The sequence below is a fragment of the Sphingomonas sp. SP6 genome (assembly GCF_058313435.1).
In genome coordinates this window covers 338,951-364,415 of record NZ_JBZFLG010000004.1, presented here as the reverse complement: position 1 = coordinate 364,415, position 25,465 = coordinate 338,951, and the positions used below count along the sequence as shown (strand labels likewise).

Below are 25,465 nucleotides of genomic sequence, written 5' to 3'. Positions count from 1 at the left end.
ACGGTCGGACAGCGGGCCGATCGGCGCGATCACGATATCCATTACGTCCCCCTCTCGAACTGCAATCGCGATCACAGCGACTCAATTCCCACTACACTGATGGGGATTCCACTTCCGATCCAGCGCGTCAAGAAGCATTTGCAAGATCCGGTCGCCCGAATCCCAAGCCCTTGTTTCTCTGCGCTTCCTTGTTCCGCTTTGGCGCGCCGCCCCAAGGAGATGGCGCGGGCGGGCGGCGGATTCAGCCGATCCTTCCCGCTTGACGACGTTTCGATCCTTCAATACCCATCCTCTTAATAGGCTTTCAGGGGGCCGTCGTGAACGCCTATCTGACCTCTGCCGAACACCTGCCCGGCGGCGCCTTCGTCGGTGCCGCGCGGCAGCCGGGCGATGTCCGGTTACGCCGGTCGATCCGCGCGATCGCGCGCGAACCGTTGCTGCATTTTGTCCTGATCGGCCTCGTGATCCTCATCGCCAGCCGATATTTCGACGCGCGCGCCACCCGCTACACGATCGACCTGACGCCGGCGGCGACCGGGCGGCTGATCGCTGCCTACGAACAGCAATACGGCAGCCCGCCGACCGCCGAGCAGGTCCATACGATGGTCGACGACGCGATCCGCGAGGAGATCTATCTGCGCGAAGGAATCGACCTCGGGCTCGACAGGAATGACGAGATCGTCCGGCGCCGGATCGCGCAGAAGTTCAGCTTCCTCCGCCAGGATTCGGCGACCCCGCGCGCGCCGACCGACGCCGATCTGCGCGGCTGGTTCGCGAACCATCCCGACGCCTACCGTCATCCCGGCAAGCGCAGCTTCGACCAGCTTTATTTCTCGATGGACAAGGTGGGAGAGGAGGCGGCGAAGCAGAAGGCGCGGGCCGAACTCGCCAGACTGGCGCCGGGAGCCCCGCCACCCTCGCGCGTCGCCGACCTCTTTCCCGGCCCCAGCGACGTCCGCTCGCTCTCCGAAGCGGAGGTCGCGCGGATGTTCGGCGGCGACACCTTCGCGCATGCGGTCTTCACGGCCTCGATTGGTCGCTGGGCCGGCCCCTTCCGGAGCGGCTTTGGCTGGCACCTGATCCGCGTGACCGAACAGGCGGCGCCACGGCAGCGCAGCTTCGACGACGCGCGGGCCGACGTGACCCGCGACTGGACCGAGGCGCAGCGAGACGCACGCAACGAGGCGGACTACGCGAAGCTGCTCGCACGCTACAGCATTCATCGAGCCGACCGCCCGTGATCCTGGCGCGCCTCCTCGCGCTGATCGTCGCGCTCCTCGCGTCGGCACCGGCGCTGGCGCACGAGGTCCGCCCCGCGCTCCTCGAAATCACCGAGCGCGCCGACGGTCGCGCCGACGTGGCGTGGAAGCAGCCCGTCCAGGTCGAACAGGCGGTCCATCTGCGCCCGCGCCTCGATCGCCTGATCGACCGACCGCCGGACGCGAGCGACCGGACCCCGGGCTCCCTGACGGCGAGCTGGTCCGGGATCGACCTTGGCGGGCGCGGGCTCGACGGGCGGACGGTGCGGGTCCAGGGGCTCGACCGGACCATCACCGACGTGCTGCTGGTCGTCCGCTCCCGCGGCGATGACGCGACCTCACGGGTCCTCACCCCGGCCGCGCCCGACTACCGGATCGACACCCACCCCGGCATCCGCGTCCCCGCCTATCTCCTGCTCGGAGTCGAGCACATCCTGACCGGCGTCGATCACTTGCTGTTCGTCCTCGGGCTGATCCTGCTGAGCGCCGGGGTGCGCCAGTTGCTCCTGACCATCACCGCCTTCACCGCCGCCCACAGCATCACCCTTGCCGCGACCGCGCTCAGGGCGATCGCCCCCGATCCGGCGCTGGTCGAGGCGCTCGTCGCGCTCAGCATCGTCTTCCTCGCGGTCGAGCTGGTCCGCAAGCAACGCGGCGCGACCGGCCTGACCCAGCGCATGCCGTGGATCGTCGCCTTCCTGTTCGGCCTGCTCCACGGAGCCGCGTTCGCCGGAGCGCTGCGCGACGTCGGCCTGCCCGCGGGCAACATTCCGGCGGCGCTGTTCCTGTTCAACGTCGGGGTGGAGATCGGGCAATTGCTGTTCGTCGGCACGGTGTTGACCGCGCTGTCGCTGCTCGCCCGCATCCGCTGGCCGGGAATGGCACCGACCGCCGCCCGCTTCGCCACGATCTACGCGATCGGCGGCTTCTCCACCTTCTGGCTGCTCGAACGGCTCCAGACCGCCTTCACCACCGTCTGACCTCAGGGAGAGTTCCGATGAAGCATCTCGGCAAAGTCCTGCTCGCCGGCCTCGCATTGTCGCCGCTCGTCGCTTATCAGCTCTCGACGGGCTCGCCCGCGAAGGCGGCGCAGGGCGCGACGGCTGCCGAGATGGCGCCGCCCGCAGCGACCGTCCCCTACGATCCGGACCGGAACGCTTACTTCGGCGATCTCCATCTCCACACGATCAACTCGTTCGACGCCTATGTCCTGATGGGCACCCGCGTCTCGCCCGACGAGGCGTTCAAGTTCGCGCGCGGCGACACCATCCGATATCTTGGCGGCCCGGTGCATCTCGGCGTCCCGCTGGATTTCCTCGCGGTCACCGACCACTCAGAGAACATCGGCGTCTTCAAGCAGCTGGAGGATCCGAGCAACCCGTTCGGCCAGACCGAGATCGGCAAGCTCGCCAAGACCGGCGGGGCCGACGCCTTCATGAAGATCGCCAAGATGATGATGACCGGCACCAAGTTGCCGATGGACGTCTCCCCGGTGACCGCCGACGCCTGGGAGCGCGAGATCGCCGCCGCCGACGACAACAACCAGCCGGGCAAGTTCACGACCTTCATCGCCTACGAATGGACGTCCATGCCGGACGGGCGGAACATGCACCGCAATGTCATCTTTTCCGGTCGGCGCGCGCCCGCGCCGTTCACCTCGCTCGATTCGAACAAGCCGCAGGATCTGTGGGCCTATCTCGGCAAGGTCCGGCACCAGGGCTATGACGCCATCGCCATCCCGCACAACATGAACGCCTCGAACGGCCTCATGTACGACTGGAACACGATGGACGGCCGACCGATCGACGAGGCCTATGCGCAGCTGCGTGCGGTCAACGAGCCGGTGGCGGAGATCAGCCAGAACAAGGGCACGTCGGAGACCCACCCGACGCTGTCGGGCAATGACGAGTTCGCCAATTTCGAGATCATGGACACCGAGCTGCTGGGGCATATCCCAAGCAAGCCCGGCGGCTCCTACTGGCGCGACGCGCTCGGCCGCGGGCTGGTGATCGGCGCCAGGATCGGCACCAACCCCTTCAAGGACGGCGCGGTCGGTGCGAGCGACCTCCACAGCGGCCTCTCGGTCCAGAGCGAGCAGGACTATGGCGGGATCGGCAAGCCCAATCTCGGCCGCGGCAAGCTGAGCAAAAGCGAGGTCAACGACGCGCTCGGCTACGGCAAGGGCAACGGCCTCGAATTGAAGCCGCTGATCATGAGCCCTGGCTCGCTGACCGGCGTCTGGGCCGAATCGAATACGCGCGATGCGATCTTCGCTGCTTTCCGCCGCAAGGAGACGTTCGCAACGTCGGGGACGCGGATCAAGGTGCGCTTCTTCGGCGGGTGGAACTTCAAGCCCGATCTGGCGGCCGGCAACGGCTGGGTGGCCGACGCCTATCGCAAGGCGGTGCCGATGGGGAGCGACCTGCCCGCCGCCCGCGGCTCAGCGGGACCCGACTTCGCGATCCAGGCGGTCAAGGACCCGAACAGCGGCAACCTCGACCGCGTGCAGGTGGTCAAGGTCTGGCTGGAGGGCGGCAAGCAGCAGGAGCATGTGTTCGACGTCGCATGGGCGGGCGGGCGCCGCGCCGATCCGAGGACCGGCAAGGTCGCCGCGATCGGCACCACGGTCGATCTGAAGACCGCGACCTACACCAACTCCATCGGCGCGGCCCAGCTGAGCACGGTGTGGCACGACCCGACGTTCAAGGCGGACCAGGCGGCGGTCTATTACGTCCGCGTCCTCGAAATCCCCACGCCGCGCTGGTCGACCCTGCGCGCGGTCGAGAACAAGCTGCCACTGCCGAAAGGGGTTGCCGCGACCATCCAGGAGCGCGCCTGGTCCTCGCCCATCTGGTACACCCCCGCCGTTCGGCCGAGGTGAATCATCCGCGGATCGGGTCGAGGGGCGGCTCTGTCGCGCCTCAGCCCTCCGACCTCGCCGGATCGACGATCCGTTCGATCCGGTCCGCCACCCGACCGGCTCGGCCGCGGCGGTAAGCCAGGCCCTGGTAGATCGCCAGCGACAGCTTCGCCCACCAGACGTAGATCAGGGGATGCGTCGCGCCGGCGAACCGCGCCACGCGGTGGCTCCACCGCGCGATCGCTGCGCGCATGCGGTACACCTGTCGGCGTCGCCAGCCGAATGTCCCCGTGGACGGGCGGACGCGCTTGATGGGGATCATCCCGCGGCGCGGCCAGGTCAGCCGATATGCCAAGCCTTCGCGCCGGTGTCGGAACCCCGCCGCCTGCGTCTCCGCGACGAAGTCCGCATCGACCTCGTCGAGCGACAGCCGCCCGTCGGCGATCCCGGCCGCCAGCAGATCGCGGAGCGCCGGGCTGCGCACGACGACCACGTTCGTGCCGCGCCCGTCGGAAGAAAAGGGTTCCACCCAAGCGTCGCCGAACGAGATGTCCGCGGTCTCGGCCACGACGTCGTCGCAGAAGTCGCAGGCGCTGGCCTGGAAGAAGCCGGCGCCCCAGTCGCCATCTGCCAGATGCCACCAGTCGCGCGCATGGACGCTGGCGTCGGCCAGGGTGAGCTGGGCGGTGTACCAATTGGCCGGCCGTCCCGCGTCCTTGCGACGATATTCCACCGCGCGCACCGCACCGGGATCGACACCCAGCTGCCACGCGAAGCTGTCGACGAAGCGCGCGCTCTTCATGTGGCCGCAGAACAGCCCGAGCAGGTGCGTCACCCGCTCGGCGATCACCGGGTCCTCGGCGCGCAGCAGATTGACCGCCTTGATGAAGCACGGAATGCCGACCACCGCATAGCGCCCCGGCACCGCGCGGATCTCCGCCAGCGCCTCCCCGAGATCGATGGGGAAATAGCGCGACCGGGCCCCTGCCCGGAGTTCGCTGCTGCTTCGCGACACCGCATAGCGGAAGAATACGCCGTTCGCGCCATCGGTCGGCACGACATGGACCACCCCGTCGATCTCGCCGCCGCGAAGCAGCGCATCGGCCACCCAGGTGACCATCCCGCCCGAACTTCCGGCCGCACGATACTCCGCCTCGGCGACGTGGCCGACATAGCCGGTCTCGAACCGTCCGAGCCGGGCGTCGCGGTGCGGCGCGGTGGGGAACCGCGCCGCGGCGATCACATCCTCGTTCGCGGCCTCAGGTGAGAACGGGCACGTGTGGGCGAATGAGGGGTCCGTGTCGGCAAGCGCGCCCACCGGCTTGCGTAGCCGGTCGCGGTCCCACGCCATCGGCCGCTCCAGAGCCGCGCACGCGCCGCAGCCGATGCAGAGGCCGGACCGGACGATCGCACCAGGGGTGATCGCGGTCGCGTCAGCCAAGCGCTCGCTCCAGGAACGCGATCGAGAGCGCCCGCTCGGCGGCGATCCGCTCGCCGATGCTTGGACGCGGCGGCGCGCTCAGCAGGTGGTCGACCGCGTGGTCGTCGATCGTCGGCTCCACCAGGTGCCGCTCCGCTCCAAGCGACGAGACCAGCCCTTCGAGCTTCAGTCGTCGGTAGGGCGACGCCGCGGCGATCAGCGGCCGGCCGTAATGAAGCGCGAAGACCGAGCCGTGGAAGAAGCTCGTCGCCACCGCTGAGGCTCCTGCCACCAGCTGCGCGAACTCCAGCGGTCCGGCGTCGACCGCCTCCTCGTCCGCGGCGGCATGAGGATAGCCGACGCTCACCAGCCGCGTCCCCGTCCGGTCCGCCCACCGCCGCATCGCCGCGACCAGCCATTCCGGCAGCCCGTGGCCGTAGAGCAAAGCGTAGCGGCCCTCCGCCGGTGGCCCGGCTGGCGGCAGCACTTTCGGGAAGGCGAGGCAGGGATCGAGCACCAGCGCGGGATCGCGCCCGGTCGCCTCACGGACGATCGTGCGCGAATTCCCGTCGCGCACCGACAGCGCGTCGAACCGGCGGAGCCGATCCGCCCAGTGCGGGTCGAGCCCGCTCGCCGCCGCGTGGCTGCCGCAGCTCGCGGCATAGGAGACGAGCCGTCGGGCGCGCACGCCTTCTCCGAAGAAGGGCGCGCAGCCGCCGTACCAGGGGTGCGAGAAGTTCCACACTTCATCGCTGCCCACCACGACCGCGTCGAACGCTTCGGCGCGCTCCGGCCGATCGAGCGGAAACGGCGGCGAGCAGGGCAGCGCCGCGACGGCTTCGGCAAAGGCGCGCACCTTGCGGCCCAGCGCGGGGAGATGCCGCCGGGCGGTGCGCGCCGGCAGTTCGGGCTGGAAGGCGTTGCGCAGCTCGCGCGAGGTCACTCGGGCCGAGCGATGGTCCATCAGCACCGCGTCGTGGCCCAGCTCGCGCAGTCCCTCGACCAGGCACCGCGCCTGCCAATAGGAGCCGTAGTTGATGCTCGCGTGAAAGGTGAGGATTCCGATCCGCATCGGTCAGCGCGCGTAGATGCGGTCGAGCACCCGCGCCGAATCGAGAAAGCGATCGGCGCCGGCATCGAAAGACGGATCGCGCACCAGCCGCATCGCCCAGGCGGCGGCGGCGCGTCCGCCCCAATCGTCGGGCGGGCCGATCAGTCGCGTCGTCTGCGTACCGTCGAAGCGCTCGGCAGTGAAATCGTAGAAGGAGCCGCCGACGTTGCGTAGCGCTGCGCCGGCCTTGGTGCCGTAGAACGCGGCCTCGATCACCGCCTCGCGTCCGGCGTGGAGCCGCCACGAACAGGCGAGCCGGACATCGGCTCCGCCGGCGCGGAACGAGGCGCTGGCATAATCCTCGACCACGTCGGGCGTCGCCGGCCTGCCGCCGGCGAGCAGCGTCGCGCGCACGTCGGCCACCGCCGGGAAGTCCAGCATCCACAAGGCGAGATCGACAAGATGGACGCCGAGGTCGACGACGCAGCCGCCGCCGGACAGGCGTGGGTCGTAGAACCAGGGCTTGTCCGGTCCGTAGGCGTTGTGGAACACCAGATCGACCGCGAAGATCTCGCCCAGCGCGCCGCCACGCACCAGACCGGCGACCGCCTCTCCGGCGGCGGTGGCGCGGTAGGAGAGGTCGACGCCGAGCAGCCGATCCGCCTTGCGCGCCGCGGCGATCACCGCCGCCACCTCCGCGCCGTCGCGCCCCAGCGGCTTCTGACAGAACACCGCGGCGCCCGCCTCGAGCGCGGCGATCGACTGCGCCGCGTGCATCGCGCTGGGCGTGGCGATCACGACCCCGTCGAGGTCCATCGCCAACATCGCGTCCAATGAGCCGACCTGCGTCGCCGTACGAGCAATGGCCGCCGCCTCGGCCAGGCAATCCGCCGACGGATCGGCGACGGCGACGATCTCGACCGCCTGCGTCGCTGCGATCGCCGCCATCCGGTGCCGCCCGATCCAGCCGGCGCCGAGGACCCCGATGCACGGCGTCATGCGAACTCCACCAGCGCCTTGACGAAACCCTCGGGCTTGTCGCGGGTCGCTGCGATGGCTTCGCCAAGCGCGTCGAGGCGGTAGCGGTGCGTATAAAGCGGAGCCGGATCGAGCCGGCCTTCCGCCACGGCGGCGATCGCTTCGCGCACACCCTGCATCCGCACCGTGTCGTCGCGCTCGTGCGCGTTGATCACGTCGATCCCCTTCCAGTTCCACATCTGCATGTTGACCTGGCGCGGCCCGTCCTGGTGATAGCCCGCCACCACCAGCCTGCCGCCGAAACCGACGAGCTCGGCGGAGAGATCGAGCGGCCATTGCTTACCGACGCACTCGATCACCCGGGCGCACAGCGCCTCGTCGGTCAGCGCCTTCACACGGTCGATGATCGCCCAATGGTCGTCCATCGGGATCGTCTCGGCGGCGCCGTAGTGACGCGCGAGCGCGAGCGACTCGGGACGGCGGGAGACGGCGATCACGCGCGCGCCCGCGTCGGCCGCAAGCCGCGTCAGAACCGCGCCCAGAAAGCCGATGCCGACGATCGCCACGTCCTGGCCCGCGCGGATGTCGGCGCGCCGAAAGATGTTGAAGGCGCAGCCGAGCGGCTCGCCGGGAAACGGCTGGCCGTCGAGCGCGGGCGGGAGCGGAGCGACGAGACGCGCGTCCGCCACGTCATATTCGGCGAAGCTGCGCCCGGAGAGCGTCGCCACGCGGTCGCCGATCGCCAGTCCCGCAACGTCCCGACCCAGCGCGTCGATCCGGCCCCAGCCCTCGTGGCCGAGCCCACCGGCCTCGCCCGGGAAGGTCGACCAGGGCTGGCCCTGCCACGGCTCGACGTTGGACGCGCATACGCCGCAGCCCTCCAGTCGCACCCTCACCTCGCCGACATCCGGCTCGGGCAGAGCGACGTCGGTCAGCTCCAGGCGTTCGGGCGCGGCGAGCACCGCCGCCTGCATGCTCGTCATCACGCTGAAATCTCCCGGAACTTCGACGCACGCGAAGCGATCGGCTGGTGATGAACCAAGACGCTTCCCCGCCCGCCGACGGCATGAACCAGACGCTGCGCGCCAATATCGCCCGGCTGCGAGAGCGCGCCGCCCACGAGCGCAAGGAGCGGTCCGTCGCCACCCGCATCGCCGATGCGATCACCGCCTTCGCCGGATCGATGACGTTCGTGGCGATCCACGCGCTCGTCTATCTGACGTGGGTGGCGGCAAACCTCGGCTGGTTGCCCGGAGTGCCGCGCTTCGATCCCACGTTCGTCGTCCTCGCCATGGAGGCGTCGGTGGAGGCGATCTTCCTGTCGACCTTCGTCCTGATCTCGCAGAACCGCATGGCGCGCGAGGCCGAACGCCGCGCCGACCTCGACCTTCATATCAACCTGCTCGCCGAGCATGAACTGACCAAGGTCGCCGACCTCGTGGTCCGCATCGCCGAGCACGTCGGGGTCGTAGGTCATGACTCGGAACTCCAGGACGTGCGGAAGGATGTTTCGGCCGAGCGGGTGCTCGACGCGCTCGACGATGCGCGGAACCCGGATCAGGCGGGCTCGGCGATGAACGCCTCGACCGCGTCATAGGCGATGTCGTCGGTCATCTGCTCGGGCGGATGCTTGCAGAAATAGGCCGCCGCCGGGATGACCGGCCCGGCCAGGCCCCGGTCCGCGGCCAGCTTGGCGCAACGGATCATGTCGATCGCGACGCCGGCGGAATTGGGGCTGTCCTCGACCGAGAGCCGCAGCTCGAGGTTCATCGGCACGCCGCCGAACAGCCTCCCTTCCATCCGCAGGAAGCAGACCTTGTTGTCGTCCTGCCAGGCGACGTAGTCGGACGGGCCGATGTGGATGTTCTCGTCCTCCAGCCGCTGCTCCGCGACCGACTGCACGGCCTCGGTCTTGCTGATCTTCTTGGACTTGAGCCGGGTCCGGTTGGACATGTTGAGGAAGTCGGTATTGCCGCCGGTGTTGAGCTGATAGGTCCGATCCAGCTTGACCCCGCGCTTGCGGAACAGGTCGGTCAGCACGCGGTGGACGATCGTCGCGCCCAGCTGCGCCTTGATGTCGTCGCCGATGATCGGGACGCCGGCCGCGCGGAAGCGCTCGGCCCAGGCGGGATCGCTGGCGATGAACACCGGGATGTTGTTGACGAACGCGACGCCCGCCTCCAGCGCACATTCGGCGTAGAACTCGCTCGCCGTCTGGCTGCCGACCGGCAGGTAGTTCATCAGGACGTCGCAGTCGCTCTCCCGAAGCGCGTCGATCACCTCCTCGCGCGTCGGCTCCGCCGCGTCGGCCAGCACGAAGGTGCGTGCCTCGTCCGGATAGTCGAGCATATGCTCCGCCACCCCGTCGAGCACCTTTCCCATCCGCACCGTCGCGCCGGCATGGCGCACGTCGGCGCAAAAGACCTCGGTCGAGTTGGGCCGGGCGAAGATCGCCTCGGCGACGTCGCGACCGACCTTGCGCGCATCGACGTCCCACGCGGCGACCACGGAGATGTCGGACGCGCGGTAGCCGCCGAGCGCCTCGTGCATCAGCCCGGTCAGGTCGTTCCCGCCTTCGCGGTAGTGGCTGAGCCCCTGGACGAGCGAGCTGGCGCAATTACCGACGCCGACGATGCCGATGCGGATGGACTTGGCGGTGGGGGCCAGCATCAGGCCGCGTCCTTCCGGGTCGCGAAATCGAGCGGCGACGGCGTCGATTCCGCACGCGGGGTGAAGGACATCGGGGTCGCCGCGCTCGTTCCCGCCGGGGCGTAACGGTCGATCATCCAGGCGCAGAAGTCCGCGAACTGCTGCGGATCGCGCGGGGGGCTGGTGTGGTGCGGCGCGAGGCCGAGATGCTCGGGCGTGAAGCAGAAGGTCAGCGTCACCTCGAAATCGGCCAGCGCCTCCATCTGCCGGTCGAACCAGTCGACCGCATTCGGGCGAAAGCTGTCCGCCCAGCTGAGCCCGGTGCGCAGATGCCGGGTGCCGAGCCGCTTCATCCAGGCGACCGCCTCGTCGAGCCGCGGGTCCTCGAAATGGAACCACTGCATCAGCCCCATCTCGGCCGCGTGTTTCGCATAGACGTCGAGCGCGGGTTTGGGCGTACCGTCGGGACGGATCAGGCCCATGTAGAAGTGGCGGTAGTAGGAGGATCCCTCGGCCTCGCGGTGGCGGGTCTCGGCTCCCCAGTCCATCGGCAGGTCGAACAGCGAATACCAGAAGACCCGCGGGACTCGGCCGAGCAGGAGTTCGGCGGTGCGCTGGAGCCCAAAGACCTGGACCTCCTCCGCACCGAACGAGCCGACGCCGACCTCGGTCACCCAGATCGGCTTGTCGGGCACGACCGCCTCGATCTCCGCCACCTTCTCCGGCCAGGCATGGATCGACCACAGGTTCCAGTCGAGCGGAAAGCCGTGGACCGCCACCACGTCGACCGCGTCGAGCACACCCAGGCTGCGCATCCGGTTGGTCCAGTGCGGGTCGATCGGCGACATCCCGCCGAGCACCCGGGTCATCGCGGGATTGACCGCCCGGATCGCCGCGCCCGCCCGGATCACGGTGTCGGCGAACACGTTCCACTCGGGGTCGAGCGCAGGGTCCCAATGCGACTTGTTGTTGGGCTCATTCCAGATCATCGCGGCTTCGATCACGCGCGGGGCTCCCCCTTGGTGGGATAGACGGCGGCCGGGCCGTATTGGGAAAACGGCACCGGCGCGGCGCGGCAGACGAACACCTCCGGCTCCGGATTGGCGACGATCTCGAACCCGGAGGCGCGCAGCATGGCGGCGCTGCACGCGCGATTTGGGGCCCACCAGTTGGTCCAGTCGTCGGCGTAGCGCCGCTCGATGAAGTGCATCTTGGGATAGCCGGGATCGTCGAAATAGTCGGGCTTGCGATAGGTCCCCGGGGTGAAGAACGGATGGTTCTCGGGGACCGCGGCAACCTCGTCCGATCCCTGCTGCATCGTCTGGAACAGCAGGAGGTCCGCGGCGGCATGCTCGCGGATCAGGTCCAGCGCGAGCAACGGGTGACGCAGGTGGTAGAGCACGCCCATGAACACGACGAGGTCGAAGCGTTCGCCGAGCGCGGCGACCTGGTACACGTCCAGATTGCGGAACTCGAGGTCGTCGAAGCCGAGCACCCGCGCGGCCAGCCGCGCCTGGGCCAGGTAGCGTTCGTCGCTGTCGATCCCCACCACCCGGGCAGCGCCGCGGCGCTTCATCTCGATCGCATAGAACCCCGCATTGCAGCCGATGTCGAGCACGGTCTTGCCGGACAGATCGGCGGGCACGGCGTCGGCGAACCGGGCGAAATTCGCTCGCGGATAGTCGCCGAGGAAATGGTCGGGAGCGGTCGCGATGCCGTCGAGGTCGAGATTGTGGAACCAGGGTGCTAAGGCCGCGATCTCCGCACGCAACGTCTGACCTTCATCGCCGTCTCGTCTCGCAACCTGCATTACGCCCCCAAAAAACCGATCAGGGCCGTCGCGATCGCCTGCCCGACGATCAAGCTACAAACCTTCGTCTAAGAGAACGAGCGTGGCGGCTTGCCGTTCCCTCCGTCGCAGGCATCTTGATCGAGATTAGCATGATGGTCGGGAACCGGGCCGCGATCTTCGGTCTTCTACGGCGCGAGCGGGAGAGTCGATGGAGCAGTGGATACGGGCGATGCGCGCCGGGCGCTACGGCGAAGCCTGGGCGCTGGAGCGGGCGACGATCATCGCGCGTGACCCGGCGACACGCGATGATCCTGCCCTTCCCTACCATCTGCGCTGGGTGTGGGACGGCGGCGCGCTGGATGGACGCGACGTCGTCGTGCGCTGCTATCACGGGCTGGGCGACACGCTGCAATTCGCCCGCTTCCTGCCGGCGCTTGCGGCGCGTGCGCGGCGCGTGACGCTGGAGGTGCAGCCGAGCCTTGCGTCGCTGCTCGCCCCCCTGGCAGATCGAATCGTTCCGTTCGATCCGGCACGGCCGCTGCCCCCTGGCGAGTGCGATATCGAGATCACCGAGCTCTGCGGTGCGCTCGCGCTGGCACCGGATGCGGCTGCCCTCCCCTATCTGACCGCGCCTGCCTTAGCGCTTCCGATCGGGACGGTCGGGCTGTGCTATGCCGCGGGCGGCTGGGATCCTGCGCGCGCGGTCCCGCCCGCGCTGTTCGCCGACCTCTGCCGGGCGCGGCCCTGCGTCACGCTGGTCGCCGAGCCCACCGCGCTGCCGGTCCTCAATCCCGACGGCTGCCCCTTCGACATGGCGGCGACCGCGGCGCTCGTCGGTGGAGTGGATTTGGTCGTCACCGTGGACACGATGATCGCCCACCTCGCCGGGGCGATGGGGCGCCCGGTCTGGCTGCTCCTCAGGGAGGCGCCGGACTGGCGGTGGAACCCCGCCGCGCGCGACACGCCCTGGTATCCGACGATGCGCCTCTATCACCAGCCGAGCGCCGGCGACTGGCCCGCCGTGCTCGCCGAGGTTCGCCGCGATCTCACCTGCTTCGATCCACCGAAAGGACCGTCATGGCCCGCCTCGCCACCCCATCCGTTCCGGTCTCCTGGGGCGAGCTGCTCGACAAGCTGACCATCCTCGAGATCAAGCGCGAGCGTATCGTCGCGCCCGCGGCCCGCGCCAACGTGGCCCGCGAACATGCCGCCCTCGCCGGGTTCGGCGCGACCGTCCTGGCGCAACCCAGGGTGGCGGACCTTTACGCCGCGCTTCGCCACGTCAACGAAGAGCTGTGGGAGATCGAGGACGCGATCCGCGCCGAGGAGGCCGAAGCGCGCTTCGACGCGACGTTCGTCGGGCTCGCCCGCGCGGTCTATCGAAAGAACGACGAACGCGCCGCGCTCAAGCGCCGGATCAACCAGGCGCTCGAGTCCGAACTGGTGGAGGAGAAGAGCTACTGGTCCGCCAGCTGAGCGGGCACGATGTTGAGCGCGACGAGTCGGAGCGAGGTGCCGTCGAGATCAAGGATCGTCAGCGACCCGGGATCGCACGGCAAGCCGAACATCGCGGCGAAGCGAAGGCCGAGCGCATGCGCGACGATTCCGCGGATCATGTCGCAGTGGGTCACGCACAGTGCCGGACCGCGATCGTGCGACCGCGCGGCGAGGACAGCCAGCCCTCGCGCCGCCGCCTCGCCCATCGTCTCTCCGGCCGGGCAGCGCGCGGTGTCCCGCTCCGCGTTCCACCGCCGCCAGTCGGGATCGGCCGCGAGATCGGCGAAGGTGCGTCCGGCGAAGCGGCCGAAGTCGATCTCGTCGAGTCCGTCGTCCCGGATCACCGGAGCCTGGAACTGCTCCGCGAACGCCAGGGCGGTCTCGACGCACCGTCGGCGAGGGCTGGTATAGATGGCTCCATAGCGCGTCGCCGCGACCATCGCCGCGAGCGCGTGCGCCTCGCTCCGGCCGGTATCGTCCAGCGCGATGTCCGACCGACCGCTCAGGACCGATCCTACCTCGGAGTGATGCCCGTGACGGACGAGATGGAAGCGCATCGAGTCTCCGGGGACCGGCCCGGCAGCGGGACCGAGCGAAAGATACGGGAGCGAAACGGGTTAGGGAACAAAGTTGTAGAAGAAGATGTTTCTGCTGTCTAAGGGTCTGCCATGTTTGATCTCGGCTGCCGACACAGATCGGTCCGAGATCGGTTCTGGTTCGGGGGAAGATCGAGGTTGTCCGAGAAGATACTGGTCACCGGCGGAGCGGGGTTCATCGGTAGGTTCGTCGTTGGGGAGCTGCTCTCGCGCGGCAACGAGATCCGCGTCCTCGACAGCCTCATCGATCAGGTTCACGGCGCCACCGACGGGGCCGCGATGCTCGACCCCGCCGCCGAACTGATCCGCGCGGACGTGCGCGACAAGGCCGCGGTCGCGCGCGCGCTCGACGGCGTCGACGCCGTCGTCCATCTCGCCGCCGAGGTCGGCGTCGGCCAGTCGATGTACGAGGTCGAGCGCTACACCTCGACCAACGACGTCGGCACCGCGGTCCTGTTCGAGGCGCTGATCGACCATCCCGTCCGCCGCGTCGTCACCGCCTCGTCGATGTCGATCTACGGCGAAGGGCTGTACCGCGACGCCGACGGCGCGCTGGTCCAGGACGCCGACCGGCCGCGGCTGCGCGATGGACAGGCGGTGTGGGAGCCGCTCGACGGCCAGGGTCGCCCGCTCGCGCCGATGCCGACGCCCGAGTGGAAGCGGCCCAGCCTGTCCTCAATCTATGCGCTCAACAAGTACGTGCAGGAACGAACCACCCATATCATGGCGGCGCCGTACGGGATGGAAGGCGTCTGTCTGCGGCTGTTCAACGTCTATGGTCCGGGACAGGCGCTCTCCAATCCTTACACCGGAGTGCTCGCGATCTTCGCGTCGCGACTGCTCAACGGCCAGCCGCCGATGATCTTCGAGGACGGCGAGCAGCGCCGCGATTTCGTCCATGTCCGCGATGTCGCCCGTGCCTTCGCCGATGCGCTGGTGCTGCCGCAGGCGGCCGGGGGCACGTTCAACATCGGTTCGGGCCGCGACCGGTCGGTCCGCGAGATCGCGCTGTCGCTGGCGCGCGCGATGGGCAAGAACCGGATCGAACCCGAGATCGTCGGCAAGGCGCGGATCGGCGACATCCGTCACTGCTTCTGCGACACCGGCCTCGCCGCCGATCGTCTCGGCTTTCGCGCCGAACACGATTTCGAGGCGGGCCTGGCGGAGCTTGCCGAGTGGGTCGCGTCGCAGACCGCCGACGACCGGGTGGGCCAGGCGCGCGCCGAACTCGACGCACGCGGACTCGTCGCGTGAGCGGCGATGCGCCCATCCTGATCACCGGCGGTGCCGGGTTCATCGGCGCCAATCTGGCCGATCGGCTGGCCGGTGAGGGGCGCCGAGTGCGTGTCTACGACGCGCTGTCGCGTCCCGGGGTGGAGACCAATCTGGAGTGGCTCCGCGCCCGCCATGGCGACCGGATCGAGACGATTGTCGCCGACGTCCGTGACGAGCAACGGCTCGCGGAAGCGGCCGCCGACGTCGAGGCCGTGTTCCACCTCGCCGCGCAGGTCGCGGTGACGACCAGCCTCGTCCAGCCGCGCGACGATTTCGCCATCAACGTCGCCGGAACGCTCCACCTGCTGGACGCGCTGCGCACCCGCAATCCGGACGCTGCGCTCGTCTTCGCCTCGACCAACAAGGTCTATGGAGATCTCGCCGATCTCGCGTTCGAGCAGAGCGACGAGCGATATCAGCCGGTCGATCCGGAGATCCGCGCGCACGGCATCGGCGAGGCGCGCGCGCTCGACTTCCACACGCCCTACGGCTGCTCCAAGGGCGCCGCCGATCAATACGTCCTCGATTATGCGCGCAGCTACGGCCTCAAGACCGCGGTGCTGCGGATGAGCTGCATCTACGGCCGGCTCCAGATGGGGACCGAGGACCAGGGCTGGGTTGCGCATTTTCTGATCCGCGCGCTCGAAGGCAAGCCGATCACGCTATTCGGCGACGGCCGCCAGGTGCGGGACATCCTCGACGTGGCGGATGCGGTCGACGCCTATGTCGCCGCGTGGCGTCGGATCGATTCGGTGGCGGGGCGCGCGTTCAATCTGGGCGGCGGCCCGGACAATGCGGTCAGCCTGCGCGCGCTCCTCGCATATGTCGCGACCCTGGTGGGTCACGACCTCGAGATCGCGCACGAGGACTGGCGCGCCGGCGACCAGCGCTACTTCGTCGCGGACACCCGCGCCGCCCGGCGCGCGCTCGGCCTTGGCGATCGGACGCCCTGGCGCGAGGGCGTGGCTCGGCTGGCGCGGTGGCTCGCCGACGCGCGCGGTGTGTCCCTGGGCGCACCGCGGAGCGCCGCGGCGTGAGCACGCGCCGCGTGCTGATGACGGTCGATACGGTCGGCGGCGTGTGGACCTATGCGGTCGACCTCGCCCGGGCGTTGCAGCCCTTGGGGTTCGAGGCCGTGCTGGCGGTCATCGGCCCGCCGCCGAGCGACGCTCAGCGGCGGGCGGTGAGAGACCTCCGGCTCGTCGAGACGGGGCTGGCGCTGGACTGGCTCGCCCCCGACGAAGCGGCAGTACGCGCGGCCGGCCGCACGGTCGCGACGCTCGCTCGGGACGAAGGGGTCGATCTGGTTCAGATCAACCAGCCCGCGCTCGCCGCCGAGCCGATGCCGGTACTCACGCTCGCGGTCCTGCACAGCTGCGTCGCCACCTGGTGGGGCGCGGTGGAGCAAGGACCACTCCCACCCGCATTCGCGTGGCAGACCGCGCTCGTCCGGTCGGGACTGGCGCGCGCCGACGCGGTCATCTGCCCGAGCGCGGCGTTCGCCGAAGCGGCGCGCGCGACCTACCACCTGCCGGTCGCCCCCCAGGTCGTCCGCAACGGGCGTCGCGCCGTTGCGGGGCCGGCGGGCACGATCGCGGAGGATCACGCCTTCACCGCCGGACGGCTCTGGGATCGCGGCAAGAACATCGCGACGCTGGAGCGTGCGGCGGTGTCGCTCCCCTTTCCGATCCTCGCCGCCGGTCCGGTCGCAGCGCCGCACGGCGAGCGGGTCGAGCTTGCGCGGGTCACCGCGCTCGGGACGCTCGGGCCCGCCGAGATGGCGGAGCGGCTCGCCCGGCGGCCGGTGTTCGTCTCCGCGGCCAGGTACGAGCCGTTCGGCCTGGCGGTGCTTGAGGCGGCTCAGGCCGGATGCGCGCTGGTCCTCGCCGACATTCCGACATTTCGCGAGCTATGGACCGGCGCGGCGATCTTCGTCGGCGCCGACGACGCGGACGGCTTTGCCACAGCCATCGCGCGGGTGATCGGCGATCCCGGCGAGCGCGCCGCGCTGGGCGATGCCGCGCGGCGCCGGGCGGAGGCGTTCACCGCCGAGGCGATGGCGCGCGGGATGGCGGAAATCTTCCGGACCACGCTCGATCGGCGGGTCGCGGCGTGAAGATCGCCTACTTTACCCATAGCCTCTCCTCGTGCTGGAACCATGGCAACGCGCATTTCCTGCGCGGCGTGACCAGCGCGCTGATCGCCCACGGACACGAGGTGCGCGTTCACGAGCCCGCCGGGAACTGGAGCCTCGAGAACCTTTTGCGCGATCACGGACCGTCGGGGCTCGACGCCTATCGCGCCGCCTATCCCGAACTGTCCTCGCGTCCGTTCGCTGCGGCCGAAGATCCCGAAACGCTGATCGGTGACGCGGAGCTGGTGATCGTCCACGAGTGGAACGAGCCCGCGCTCGTCGCCGCGATCGGGCGGCTCCGGGCGCGCGGCGCGCGGTTCACGCTCCTGTTCCACGACACCCATCACCGCGCGGTCAGCGCGCCGCACGAGATGGCGGCGTTCGATCTGTCCGGCTACGACGGCGTCCTCGCGTTCGGCGAGGCGCTGTCGGAGGTCTATCGCGGCTGGGGCTGGCGCGGCCGGGTATGGACCTGGCACGAGGCCGCCGACATCCGCCGCTTCCACCCGCCAGAGCACGAAGGCGATCGTGAGGGGCTCGTCTGGATCGGCAACTGGGGCGACGGCGAGCGGACCGCCGAGCTCGAGACGTTCCTCTTCCACCCTGCGCGCCAGACGGGGCTGCCGCTGGACGTATACGGCGTGCGCTATCCCGACGATGCGCGCGCGACGCTGGCGCGCTACGGCGTCGCCTATCACGGCTGGGCGCCGAATGCCGAGGCGCCCGCGATCTTCGCGCGCCACCTTGCCACGGTTCACGTGCCGCGGCGCTTCTACACGACGGTCCTGCCCGGCATCCCGACGATCCGCGTGTTCGAGGCGCTCGCCTGCGGCATCCCGCTGGTGTCCGCGCCCTGGCATGACGCCGAACATCTGTTCCGCGACGGAACCGACTTCCTCTTCGCTCGCGATGGAGACGAGATGACTTCCCACCTGCGCGCGCTTGCCGCCGACCCGGCGATGCGCGCCGATCTCGCGCGCCACGGACTGGAGACGATCCGCGCGCGCCACACCTGCGATCACCGCGCCGCCGAGCTCCTCGCGATCGTCGCTTCGCTCGCCACCCCCGTGGAGACCGCCGCGTGAAGATCGCCTTCTACGGGTCGAGCCTGGTGTCGTCCTATTGGAACGGCGCCGCGACCTATTACCGCGGCATCCTGGGCGACCTCGCCTCGCGGGGCTGGGACATCACCTTCTACGAACCCGATGCCTTCGAGCGTCAGCAGCACCGCGATATCGATCCGCCGGAATGGTGCCGCTCCGTCGTCTATCCGGCGACCGCGGACGGCCTGCGCGCCGTCCTCGCCGAAGCGCCCGCCGCCGATGTGGTCGTCAAGGCCAACGGCGTCGGCGTGTTCGACCGCGAGCTGCTGGAGGGGATCGTGGCCCAGGCGCGGCCGGGCGCGCTCCGGCTGTTCTGGGACGTCGACGCCGCCGCGACGCTCGACGAGATGCGCGGCGACCCGTCGCACCCGGTGCTGCGCGCGCTCCCCGATCTCGATCTGGTGTTGACCTATGGCGGCGGGCCGCCGGTGATAGAGGCGTATGAGGGCTTCGGCGCGGCGACCTGCGTCCCCATCTACAATGCGCTCGATCCGGCGACCCACCACCCCGTCGCGCCCGACCCCAGCTTCGCCTGCGACCTCGCCTTCCTCGGCAACCGGCTGCCCGACCGCGAGGCGCGCGTCGAGGAGTTCTTTCTGAAGCCGGCGGCGGCGTTGCCCGGGCAGAGGTTCCTGATCGGCGGCAACGGCTGGGAGTCGAAGGCGATGCCCGCCAACGTCCGCCACCGCGGCCATGTCTATACGCGCGAACACAACGCCTTCAATTGCACCCCGCGCGCGGTGCTCAACGTCGCGCGCGATTCGATGGCGCACGTCGGCTTCTCGCCCGCGACCCGGGTGTTCGAGGCGGCGGGGGCTGCGGCGTGCCTGATCACCGACGCCTGGGAAGGGATCGAACAGTTCCTGACTCCCGACGAGGAGGTCCTGGTGGCGCGCGACGGCCAGGATGTGGCCGAGCATCTCGCCGCGCTCACGCCCGAGCGCGCGACGGCGATCGGCGCGGCGGCGCTCGCGCGGGTGACGCGCGAGCATACCTATCGCTTGCGCGGCGAGCTGGTCGACCGGCTGCTCCGGGAGCGGATCGCTCGGCGGGCGGAGGCGGCATGAGGCTGATCGTCCTCGGCCTCTCGCTGTCCTCGGCCTGGGGCAACGGCCATGCGACGACGTTCCGGGCGCTGCTGCGCGCCTTCGCCGCGCGTGGGCACGACATCCTGTTCCTGGAACGCGACGTCCCCTGGTACGCCGCGCACCGCGATCTGCCCGACCCGCAGTTCTGCCGTCTCGCCTATTACGCCGATCTCGACGGCCTAGAGCATTGGCGCCCCGAGATCGCGGCGGCCGATGCGGTGATCGTCGGCTCCTACGTCCCCGACGGGGTCGAGGTCGGACGGCGGGTGCAGCGATGGGCCGGCGGCGTCACCGCTTTCTACGACATCGACACGCCCGTGACCCTCGCGAAGCTCGCGCGCGGCGATTTCGAGTATGTCTCGCCGGAAGTGATCCCCGGCTATGACGTGTACCTCTCGTTCACCGGCGGACCGACGCTGCGGCGGATCGAGCGCGAGTTCGGCTCCCCGGCCGCGCGCGCGCTCTACTGCTCGGTCGATCCCGATCTCTACGCGCCGACCGGCGCGGCGAAACGCTGGGACCTGTCGTATCTCGGCACCTACAGCCCGGATCGCCAGCCGACGCTCGAGCGGCTGCTGATCGAGCCGGCGCGACGCTGCCCCGACCGGCGCTTCGTCGTGGCCGGACCGCAATATCCGGCCGAGATCGATTGGCCCGCCAATGTCGAGCGGATCGAGCATCTGCCGCCGGCGGAGCACGCGGCCTTCTACTCGGCGTCGCGCTTCACGCTGAACGTGACCCGCGCGGACATGATCGCGGCCGGATGGTCCCCCTCGGTCCGCCTGTTCGAGGCGGCGGCGTGCGGCACCCCGATCATCTCGGACCGGTGGCCGGGGATCGAGGCGCTGTTCGAGCCGGGCCGGGCCATCCTGCTCGCCGACACCGCTAACGAGGTGGTCGCCGCCTTGGCCAGCGACGCCGATGCGATCGGCGCCGCGGCGCAGCAGGCGGTGCTGTCGGCGCACAGCGCGGCGCACCGCGCCGCCGAGCTCGAAGCGCATCTCGCCGAAGCGGCCGCGAGCGACGCGCCTCACCGCGAAGACCAACAAGAACAAGAAGGAGAGACGGGTATGCAGTCACGCGGAGTCGCGTTGGTCGCCGGGGGCGCCGGGTTCATCGGGTCGCATCTGTGCCGCGCCTTGACGGAACGCGGGCACGACGTGATCTGCCTCGACAACCTGCAGACCGCCCGTCCGAGCAATCTGCGGCTGCTGGAAGGATTGCCCCGGTTCCGGTTCATCGAGGCGGACGTCGTCAATCCGCTCCCGCGCGAGGTGATCGACCAGGCGGATCGGATCACCCGCATCTACAACCTCGCCTGCGCCGCCTCGCCGCCGCAATATCAGGCCGATCCCGAGCATACGATGCTCACCAACGTGGTCGGCACCCACCATCTGCTTCGGCTGGCCGAGAAGGCGGGCGCGCGGTTCCTGCTCACCTCGACCAGCGAGGTGTACGGCGACCCGGAGGTTCATCCCCAGCGCGAGGATTATCGCGGCTCGGTCAGCTGCACCGGCCCGCGCGCCTGCTACGACGAGGGGAAGCGCGCGGCCGAGGCGATGACCTTCGACTATGCGCGGATGCGCCGCGCGGACGTCCGGGTCGCGCGCATCTTCAACACCTACGGCCCGCAGATGCTTCCCGACGATGGCCGGGTCGTCTCCAATCTCCTGTGTCAGGCGCTGACCGGCGCGCCGATCACCATCCATGGCGACGGCACGCAAACCCGCAGCTTCTGCTATGTCTCGGACATGGTCGAGGGATTGATCGCGCTGATGGAGGTCGAGCGCGATCCGGGCGAGCCGGTCAATCTTGGCAATCCGACCGAGCTGACCGTTAACCAGCTGCTCGAGCTGGTCGTCGAAGTCACGGGGACCGACCCCGAGGTCGCCTATCTTCCGCTGCCCACCGACGATCCGCGCCGACGCCGGCCCGACATCTCGCGCGCGCACGCGCTGCTCGACTGGTCGCCCAAGGTCTCGATCCGCGAGGGGCTGGCGCTGACGAGCCGGTGGTTCGGCGAAGAGGTCGGGGCGGAGCCCAGCGGCGCCCGGTTCGACCGCGCCGCGGCCTGACGGCCGCGTGAACAAGGCGGTCCGTCGGGGCTGCGTCGGGCGGCGTGGGCGGCCCGCGCCGGTCTGGGCAAGGTTTTCTCCGTCGGCGCGTCGACTATCGTGATCTCTAATCCAGATCAGGAAAGTTATTAGTCACGCATCCGGAATGATCGGAACATCGCTTTCGGGCATTCGCTTGTGAGCCATCTTCCATTCATCGAGGGTGCGATGTCCGAAAACGAAGTCACCTCATCCCCGACGCGCGACGACGCGCCGCCGACGACCGCCAAGGATCTTCACGGCGACCGCGAACTGGTCGCGCGCGCCGTGACGATCAACCGGCCTGCCGCCGAGCTTTACGCCTATTTCCGCGACTTCTCGAATCTCCCGAACTTCATGGAGAATGTGGTTCGGATCGACGTTCTCGACGCGACGCGATCGCATTGGGTGGTGAAGGCGCCCGGCGATCGCACCGTCGAATGGGACGCGACCGTCACCGAAGACCGCCCGGGAGAACAGATCAGCTGGCAGTCCGGGGAAGGTGCGGACGTTCCCAACTCCGGACGGATCACGTTTCGCGACGCGGGCGCGCGCGGGACCGTGGTGACCGCGACGATCGCCTACGATCCGCCGGGCGGCGTGATCGGCAAGCTGATCGCGAAGATGTTCCAGCGTGAACCCGGCATCCAGGCACGCCGCGATCTCCGCCGCTTCAAGCAGCTGATGGAGACCGGCGAGATCGCCACCCCCGCGATGAACGCCAAGCAGTTTGAGGAGATGGGTCTGTGAAGGCGCTCGCATGGCACGGCAAGCACGACGTCCGCATCGACAACGTCGACGATCCCGGGATCGTCAACCCGCGCGACGCGATCATCAAGGTCACGGCCACCGCGATCTGCGGTTCGGACCTCCATCTCTACGATCACTACATCCCGACGATGCAGTCGGGCGACATCCTGGGTCACGAGTTCATGGGCGAGGTGGTCGAGACCGGCCCCAAGTCGACCCTCAAGAAGGGCCAGAAGGTCGTGGTCCCGTTCACGATCTCCTGCGGCTCCTGCTATCATTGCAGCAAGCATCAATATTCGGCCTGCGACAACGGGCTCCCTGCCGATAACCAGGACATCGCGCAGGAAGTCTATGGCCAACCGATGTCGGGTCTGTTCGGCTACAGCCACATGACGGGCGGCTATGCGGGCGGCCAGGCCGAATACGTCCGCGTCCCGTTCAGCGACGTCGGCCCGATCGTCATCCCCGACGGGGTGGAGGACGAAAAGGTCCTGTTCCTCTCCGACATCCTGCCGACCGGCTGGATGGCGGCCGAGAACGCGCAGATCGAGCCGGGCGACATCGTCGCCGTCTGGGGATGCGGCCCGGTCGGGCTGTTCGCGGTCCAGTCCGCGTTTCTGATGGGCGCCGAGCGCGTGATCGCGATCGACCATTTCCCGCATCGGCTCGAACTCGCGAAGCGGTTCGGCGCGGAGACGATCAACTTCGAGCAGACCAAGGTCTACGAAGCGCTGATGGAGATGACCGGCGGGATCGGCCCCGACGCGGTGATCGACTCCGTCGGCCTCGAGGCGCACGGCTTCTTCGTCGACAACGTCGTCGACCAGATCAAGGCGTCGACCTTCCTCGGCACCGACCGGATCCATTCGATTCGCCAGGCGATCATCGCCTGCCGCAAGGGCGGTCGCGTGTCGATGCCCGCGGTGTACGGCGGCTTCGTCGACAAGTTTCCGCTCGGCGCCTTCATGGAGAAGGGCCTGACGCTCAAGACCGGACAGACCCACGTCCAGCATTACATGCCCGCGCTGCTCAACGCGATCATGGAAGGGAAGATCGACACGACCTTCCTGATCTCGCACCGGCTTCCGCTCACCGAGGCGCCGCAGGGCTACAAGATGTTCCACGACAATCAGAACGAAGTCACCAAGGTCGTCCTGTATCCGGGCTGACCTCTCGTCCTCGAATGACCCTTCCCCGCCCCTTTCGCACATCGCGAGGGGAACAGAGAGATCAACGATATGGCCAACAAATTCGCGATCATCACCGGCGGCTCCACCGGCATCGGCGCCGAGCTCGTCAAACTGGCGGTCCAGGACGGCTACGACGTGCTGACCGCCGCCGATACGCCCTTCGAAACCGAGTTCGGTGACGGCGTCGAGACGCTCGACGTCGATCTGTCGACGCTCGAAGGCGTGGATCGGATGCTCGACGCGGCGGGCGGGCGGCGGATCGACCTGCTATGCGCCAACGCCGGGCATGGTCTCGGCCACGCCTTCCTGGACCAGAAGGTCGAGGACTGGCGGCACGTGATTGACACCAACATCACGGGCACGATCTATCTTCTGCACAAGGTGCTGCCGGCGATGGTGGCGCGCAACGACGGCAAGGTGCTCGTCACCGGATCGATCGCCGGATACATCCCCGGCTCGTTCCAGGCGGTGTACAACTCCTCCAAGTCGTTCGTCGATTATTTCTGCGACGCGATCCGCAACGAATTGAAGGAGGCGGACGGCGTCCAGATCACCACGCTGAAGCCCGGCCCGGTCGACACCGAATTCTTCGCGCGCGGCGACATGCTCGACACCGCGGTCGGCGATCCGAAGTCGGACAGCCGGCGCGATCCGGCGCTGGTCGCCAAGGACGGCTGGGATGCGCTGATGGCCGGGAAGGACTCGATCTTCTCCGGCCTGTCGACGAAGGTCCAGGGGACGCTCGCCGGCGTGACGCCGGCGGCGGTCCTGGCGGAACGGCACCGCGGCATGGCCGAACCCGGCACCGCCGAGAAGAACGACTGAGTCATGGCCAACGCGCTGACCGATCCGCAGGGCAAGCACCACACGGGCGGCTTTGCGGAACAGCCGCAGGACTGGCCCGGGCTCCAGCGGGACATGCGCCCGGTGCCCGACTGCGGAGAAGACAGCTATCGCGGTACGGGTCGGCTGACCGGCCGCCGCGCGCTGGTGACCGGAGGCGATTCCGGGATCGGCCGCGCGGCGGCGATCGCCTTCGCGCGCGAAGGCGCGCGGATCGCGATCAATTACCATCCACGCGAGCAGCCCGATGCGGACGACCTCAAAGCCGTGCTGGCGCGCGACGGCGTCGATCTCGTCCAGCTGCCCGGCGACCTCACCGATCAGGCGTTCGCCACCCGGCTGGTCGACGACGCGGTTGCCGCACTCGGCGGCCTCGATCTGCTGGTGATCAACGCCGGCTATCAACAGGCTCAGCCGTCGATCGCCGACATCAGCGACGAACAGTTCGATCGGACGATGAAGACCAACGTCTATGCGATGTTCTGGCTGTCCAAGCGGGCGGCGGCGGTGATGCCGGCGGGGTCGACGATCATCAACACCGCCAGCGTCAACAGCTTCAACCCGGTCGAAGAGCTGCTAGACTATGCGACGACGAAGGGCGCGATCGAGATCTTCACCAAGGGCCTCGCCAAGCAGCTCGCGTCGCAGGGCATCCGGGTCAACGCGGTCGCGCCGGGGCCGGTGTGGACGCCGCTCCAGGTCTCCGGCGGTCAGCTGGACGGCAAGCTCGAGAGCTTCGGCCAGGACACCGCCCTCGGGCGCGCCGGCCAGCCCGCCGAACTCGCCGGCCTCTACGTCACGCTGGCCGAGCAGGGGAACAGCTTCACGACCGGCAGCATCTTCGGCGCGAACGGCGGCACGGGCGTGAACTGACACCGCCTCCGGCG

General features: G+C 69.1%; 24 protein-coding genes. 16 read left to right on the top strand and 8 right to left on the bottom strand.

All coding sequences use genetic code 11. From position 1 onward, the window contains the following. Positions 1–317 precede the first annotated feature (317 nt). From AC4GYY_RS15225 to AC4GYY_RS15215, 3 genes are read left to right on the top strand one after another with little or no spacing between them, the layout of a single operon-like run. The gene (locus tag AC4GYY_RS15225) at positions 318–1,241 is read left to right on the top strand and encodes a peptidyl-prolyl cis-trans isomerase (protein WP_491121729.1); all 924 of its coding nucleotides are present in this window, start codon (positions 318–320) and stop codon (positions 1,239–1,241) included. Next, positions 1,238–2,239: a HupE/UreJ family protein gene (locus tag AC4GYY_RS15220; RefSeq protein ID WP_491121728.1), complete on the top strand. Its 1,002-nt coding sequence runs from the start codon at positions 1,238–1,240 to the stop codon at positions 2,237–2,239. Before AC4GYY_RS15225 ends, AC4GYY_RS15220 begins: the two co-directional genes overlap by 4 nt. Before the next feature lie 17 nt (positions 2,240–2,256). After that, on the top strand, positions 2,257–4,140 hold the full coding sequence (locus AC4GYY_RS15215; RefSeq protein WP_491121727.1) for a DUF3604 domain-containing protein: 1,884 nt from the start codon (positions 2,257–2,259) through the stop codon (positions 4,138–4,140). A gap of 40 nt (positions 4,141–4,180) precedes the next feature. Here the strand turns inward: AC4GYY_RS15215 and AC4GYY_RS15210 are convergent, their stop codons facing one another. The 4 genes from AC4GYY_RS15210 to AC4GYY_RS15195 are packed head-to-tail and all read right to left on the bottom strand — an operon-like array spanning position 4,181 to position 8,551. Then, entirely contained in the window at positions 4,181–5,560 is a 1,380-nt protein-coding gene (locus AC4GYY_RS15210) for a Coenzyme F420 hydrogenase/dehydrogenase, beta subunit C-terminal domain (RefSeq protein WP_491121726.1), read from the bottom strand. Beyond that, positions 5,553–6,611, bottom strand: a complete 1,059-nt coding sequence (locus AC4GYY_RS15205) for a polysaccharide pyruvyl transferase family protein (protein ID WP_491121725.1) — start codon at positions 6,609–6,611, stop codon at positions 5,553–5,555. Before AC4GYY_RS15205 ends, AC4GYY_RS15210 begins: the two co-directional genes overlap by 8 nt. Before the next feature lie 3 nt (positions 6,612–6,614). After that, positions 6,615–7,589 carry a Gfo/Idh/MocA family protein gene (locus AC4GYY_RS15200; RefSeq protein ID WP_491121724.1) on the bottom strand — a complete coding sequence of 325 codons (975 nt, stop codon included), beginning with the start codon at positions 7,587–7,589 and terminating at the stop codon, positions 6,615–6,617. Then, positions 7,586–8,551 carry an MDR/zinc-dependent alcohol dehydrogenase-like family protein gene (locus AC4GYY_RS15195; RefSeq protein WP_491122022.1) on the bottom strand — a complete coding sequence of 322 codons (966 nt, stop codon included), beginning with the start codon at positions 8,549–8,551 and terminating at the stop codon, positions 7,586–7,588. Before AC4GYY_RS15195 ends, AC4GYY_RS15200 begins: the two co-directional genes overlap by 4 nt. Positions 8,552–8,601: 50 nt before the next feature. On the opposite strand from AC4GYY_RS15195, the gene AC4GYY_RS15190 reads away from it, so the two are divergent. Beyond that, complete coding sequence (locus AC4GYY_RS15190; protein WP_491121723.1) at positions 8,602–9,165, top strand: DUF1003 domain-containing protein; 564 nt, start codon at positions 8,602–8,604, stop codon at positions 9,163–9,165. Here the strand turns inward: AC4GYY_RS15190 and AC4GYY_RS15185 are convergent. The 3 genes from AC4GYY_RS15185 to AC4GYY_RS15175 are packed head-to-tail and all read right to left on the bottom strand — an operon-like array spanning position 9,126 to position 11,988. Further along, positions 9,126–10,238 (bottom strand): inositol-3-phosphate synthase, encoded by a 1,113-nt coding sequence (locus AC4GYY_RS15185; protein WP_491121722.1) that lies wholly within the window; start codon positions 10,236–10,238, stop codon positions 9,126–9,128. The genes AC4GYY_RS15190 and AC4GYY_RS15185 overlap by 40 nt on opposite strands. Beyond that, positions 10,238–11,221: a glycosyl hydrolase gene (locus AC4GYY_RS15180; protein ID WP_491121721.1), complete on the bottom strand. Its 984-nt coding sequence runs from the start codon at positions 11,219–11,221 to the stop codon at positions 10,238–10,240. Before AC4GYY_RS15180 ends, AC4GYY_RS15185 begins: the two co-directional genes overlap by 1 nt. Then, positions 11,218–11,988 carry a TIGR04290 family methyltransferase gene (locus AC4GYY_RS15175; RefSeq protein WP_491121720.1) on the bottom strand — a complete coding sequence of 257 codons (771 nt, stop codon included), beginning with the start codon at positions 11,986–11,988 and terminating at the stop codon, positions 11,218–11,220. Before AC4GYY_RS15175 ends, AC4GYY_RS15180 begins: the two co-directional genes overlap by 4 nt. Positions 11,989–12,217: 229 nt before the next feature. Here AC4GYY_RS15175 and AC4GYY_RS15170 point away from each other — a divergent pair, with 229 nt between their 5' ends. Both AC4GYY_RS15170 and AC4GYY_RS15165 read left to right on the top strand, forming a co-directional pair. Beyond that, on the top strand, positions 12,218–13,147 hold the full coding sequence (locus AC4GYY_RS15170; protein ID WP_491121719.1) for a glycosyltransferase family 9 protein: 930 nt from the start codon (positions 12,218–12,220) through the stop codon (positions 13,145–13,147). Further along, entirely contained in the window at positions 13,087–13,485 is a 399-nt protein-coding gene (locus AC4GYY_RS15165; protein ID WP_491121717.1) for a DUF6165 family protein, read from the top strand. Before AC4GYY_RS15170 ends, AC4GYY_RS15165 begins: the two co-directional genes overlap by 61 nt. On the opposite strand, the gene AC4GYY_RS15160 is transcribed toward AC4GYY_RS15165, so the two are convergent. Further along, complete coding sequence (locus AC4GYY_RS15160; protein ID WP_491121716.1) at positions 13,467–14,063, bottom strand: histidine phosphatase family protein; 597 nt, start codon at positions 14,061–14,063, stop codon at positions 13,467–13,469. The genes AC4GYY_RS15165 and AC4GYY_RS15160 overlap by 19 nt on opposite strands. Before the next feature lie 177 nt (positions 14,064–14,240). Here AC4GYY_RS15160 and AC4GYY_RS15155 point away from each other — a divergent pair, with 177 nt between their 5' ends. The 10 genes from AC4GYY_RS15155 (at position 14,241) to AC4GYY_RS15110 (ending at position 25,451) form a co-directional block, all read left to right on the top strand. Further along, complete coding sequence (locus AC4GYY_RS15155) at positions 14,241–15,356, top strand: NAD-dependent epimerase/dehydratase family protein (RefSeq protein WP_491121715.1); 1,116 nt, start codon at positions 14,241–14,243, stop codon at positions 15,354–15,356. Further along, entirely contained in the window at positions 15,353–16,414 is a 1,062-nt protein-coding gene (locus tag AC4GYY_RS15150) for an SDR family NAD(P)-dependent oxidoreductase (RefSeq protein ID WP_491121714.1), read from the top strand. Before AC4GYY_RS15155 ends, AC4GYY_RS15150 begins: the two co-directional genes overlap by 4 nt. Beyond that, a complete protein-coding gene (locus AC4GYY_RS15145; RefSeq protein ID WP_491121713.1) occupies positions 16,411–17,493 on the top strand; it encodes a glycosyltransferase family 4 protein in 1,083 nt (360 codons plus the stop codon). Before AC4GYY_RS15150 ends, AC4GYY_RS15145 begins: the two co-directional genes overlap by 4 nt. After that, positions 17,490–18,596 carry a CgeB family protein gene (locus AC4GYY_RS15140; RefSeq protein ID WP_491121712.1) on the top strand — a complete coding sequence of 369 codons (1,107 nt, stop codon included), beginning with the start codon at positions 17,490–17,492 and terminating at the stop codon, positions 18,594–18,596. Before AC4GYY_RS15145 ends, AC4GYY_RS15140 begins: the two co-directional genes overlap by 4 nt. Continuing rightward, the gene (locus AC4GYY_RS15135; RefSeq protein ID WP_491121711.1) at positions 18,593–19,681 is read left to right on the top strand and encodes a CgeB family protein; all 1,089 of its coding nucleotides are present in this window, start codon (positions 18,593–18,595) and stop codon (positions 19,679–19,681) included. The genes AC4GYY_RS15140 and AC4GYY_RS15135 overlap by 4 nt, the downstream gene beginning before the upstream one ends. Continuing rightward, positions 19,678–21,777, top strand: a complete 2,100-nt coding sequence (locus AC4GYY_RS15130; protein WP_491121710.1) for a bifunctional glycosyltransferase/UDP-glucuronate decarboxylase — start codon at positions 19,678–19,680, stop codon at positions 21,775–21,777. Before AC4GYY_RS15135 ends, AC4GYY_RS15130 begins: the two co-directional genes overlap by 4 nt. A 207-nt stretch (positions 21,778–21,984) precedes the next feature. Beyond that, complete coding sequence (locus AC4GYY_RS15125) at positions 21,985–22,545, top strand: SRPBCC family protein (protein ID WP_491121709.1); 561 nt, start codon at positions 21,985–21,987, stop codon at positions 22,543–22,545. Then, complete coding sequence (locus AC4GYY_RS15120; protein ID WP_491121707.1) at positions 22,542–23,714, top strand: zinc-dependent alcohol dehydrogenase; 1,173 nt, start codon at positions 22,542–22,544, stop codon at positions 23,712–23,714. Before AC4GYY_RS15125 ends, AC4GYY_RS15120 begins: the two co-directional genes overlap by 4 nt. 69 nt (positions 23,715–23,783) lie before the next feature. Beyond that, positions 23,784–24,560, top strand: a complete 777-nt coding sequence (locus AC4GYY_RS15115) for an SDR family NAD(P)-dependent oxidoreductase (RefSeq protein WP_491121706.1) — start codon at positions 23,784–23,786, stop codon at positions 24,558–24,560. Positions 24,561–24,563: 3 nt separating this feature from the next. Beyond that, the gene (locus AC4GYY_RS15110; protein WP_491121705.1) at positions 24,564–25,451 is read left to right on the top strand and encodes an SDR family oxidoreductase; all 888 of its coding nucleotides are present in this window, start codon (positions 24,564–24,566) and stop codon (positions 25,449–25,451) included. The last annotated feature ends 14 nt before the right edge of the window (positions 25,452–25,465 follow it).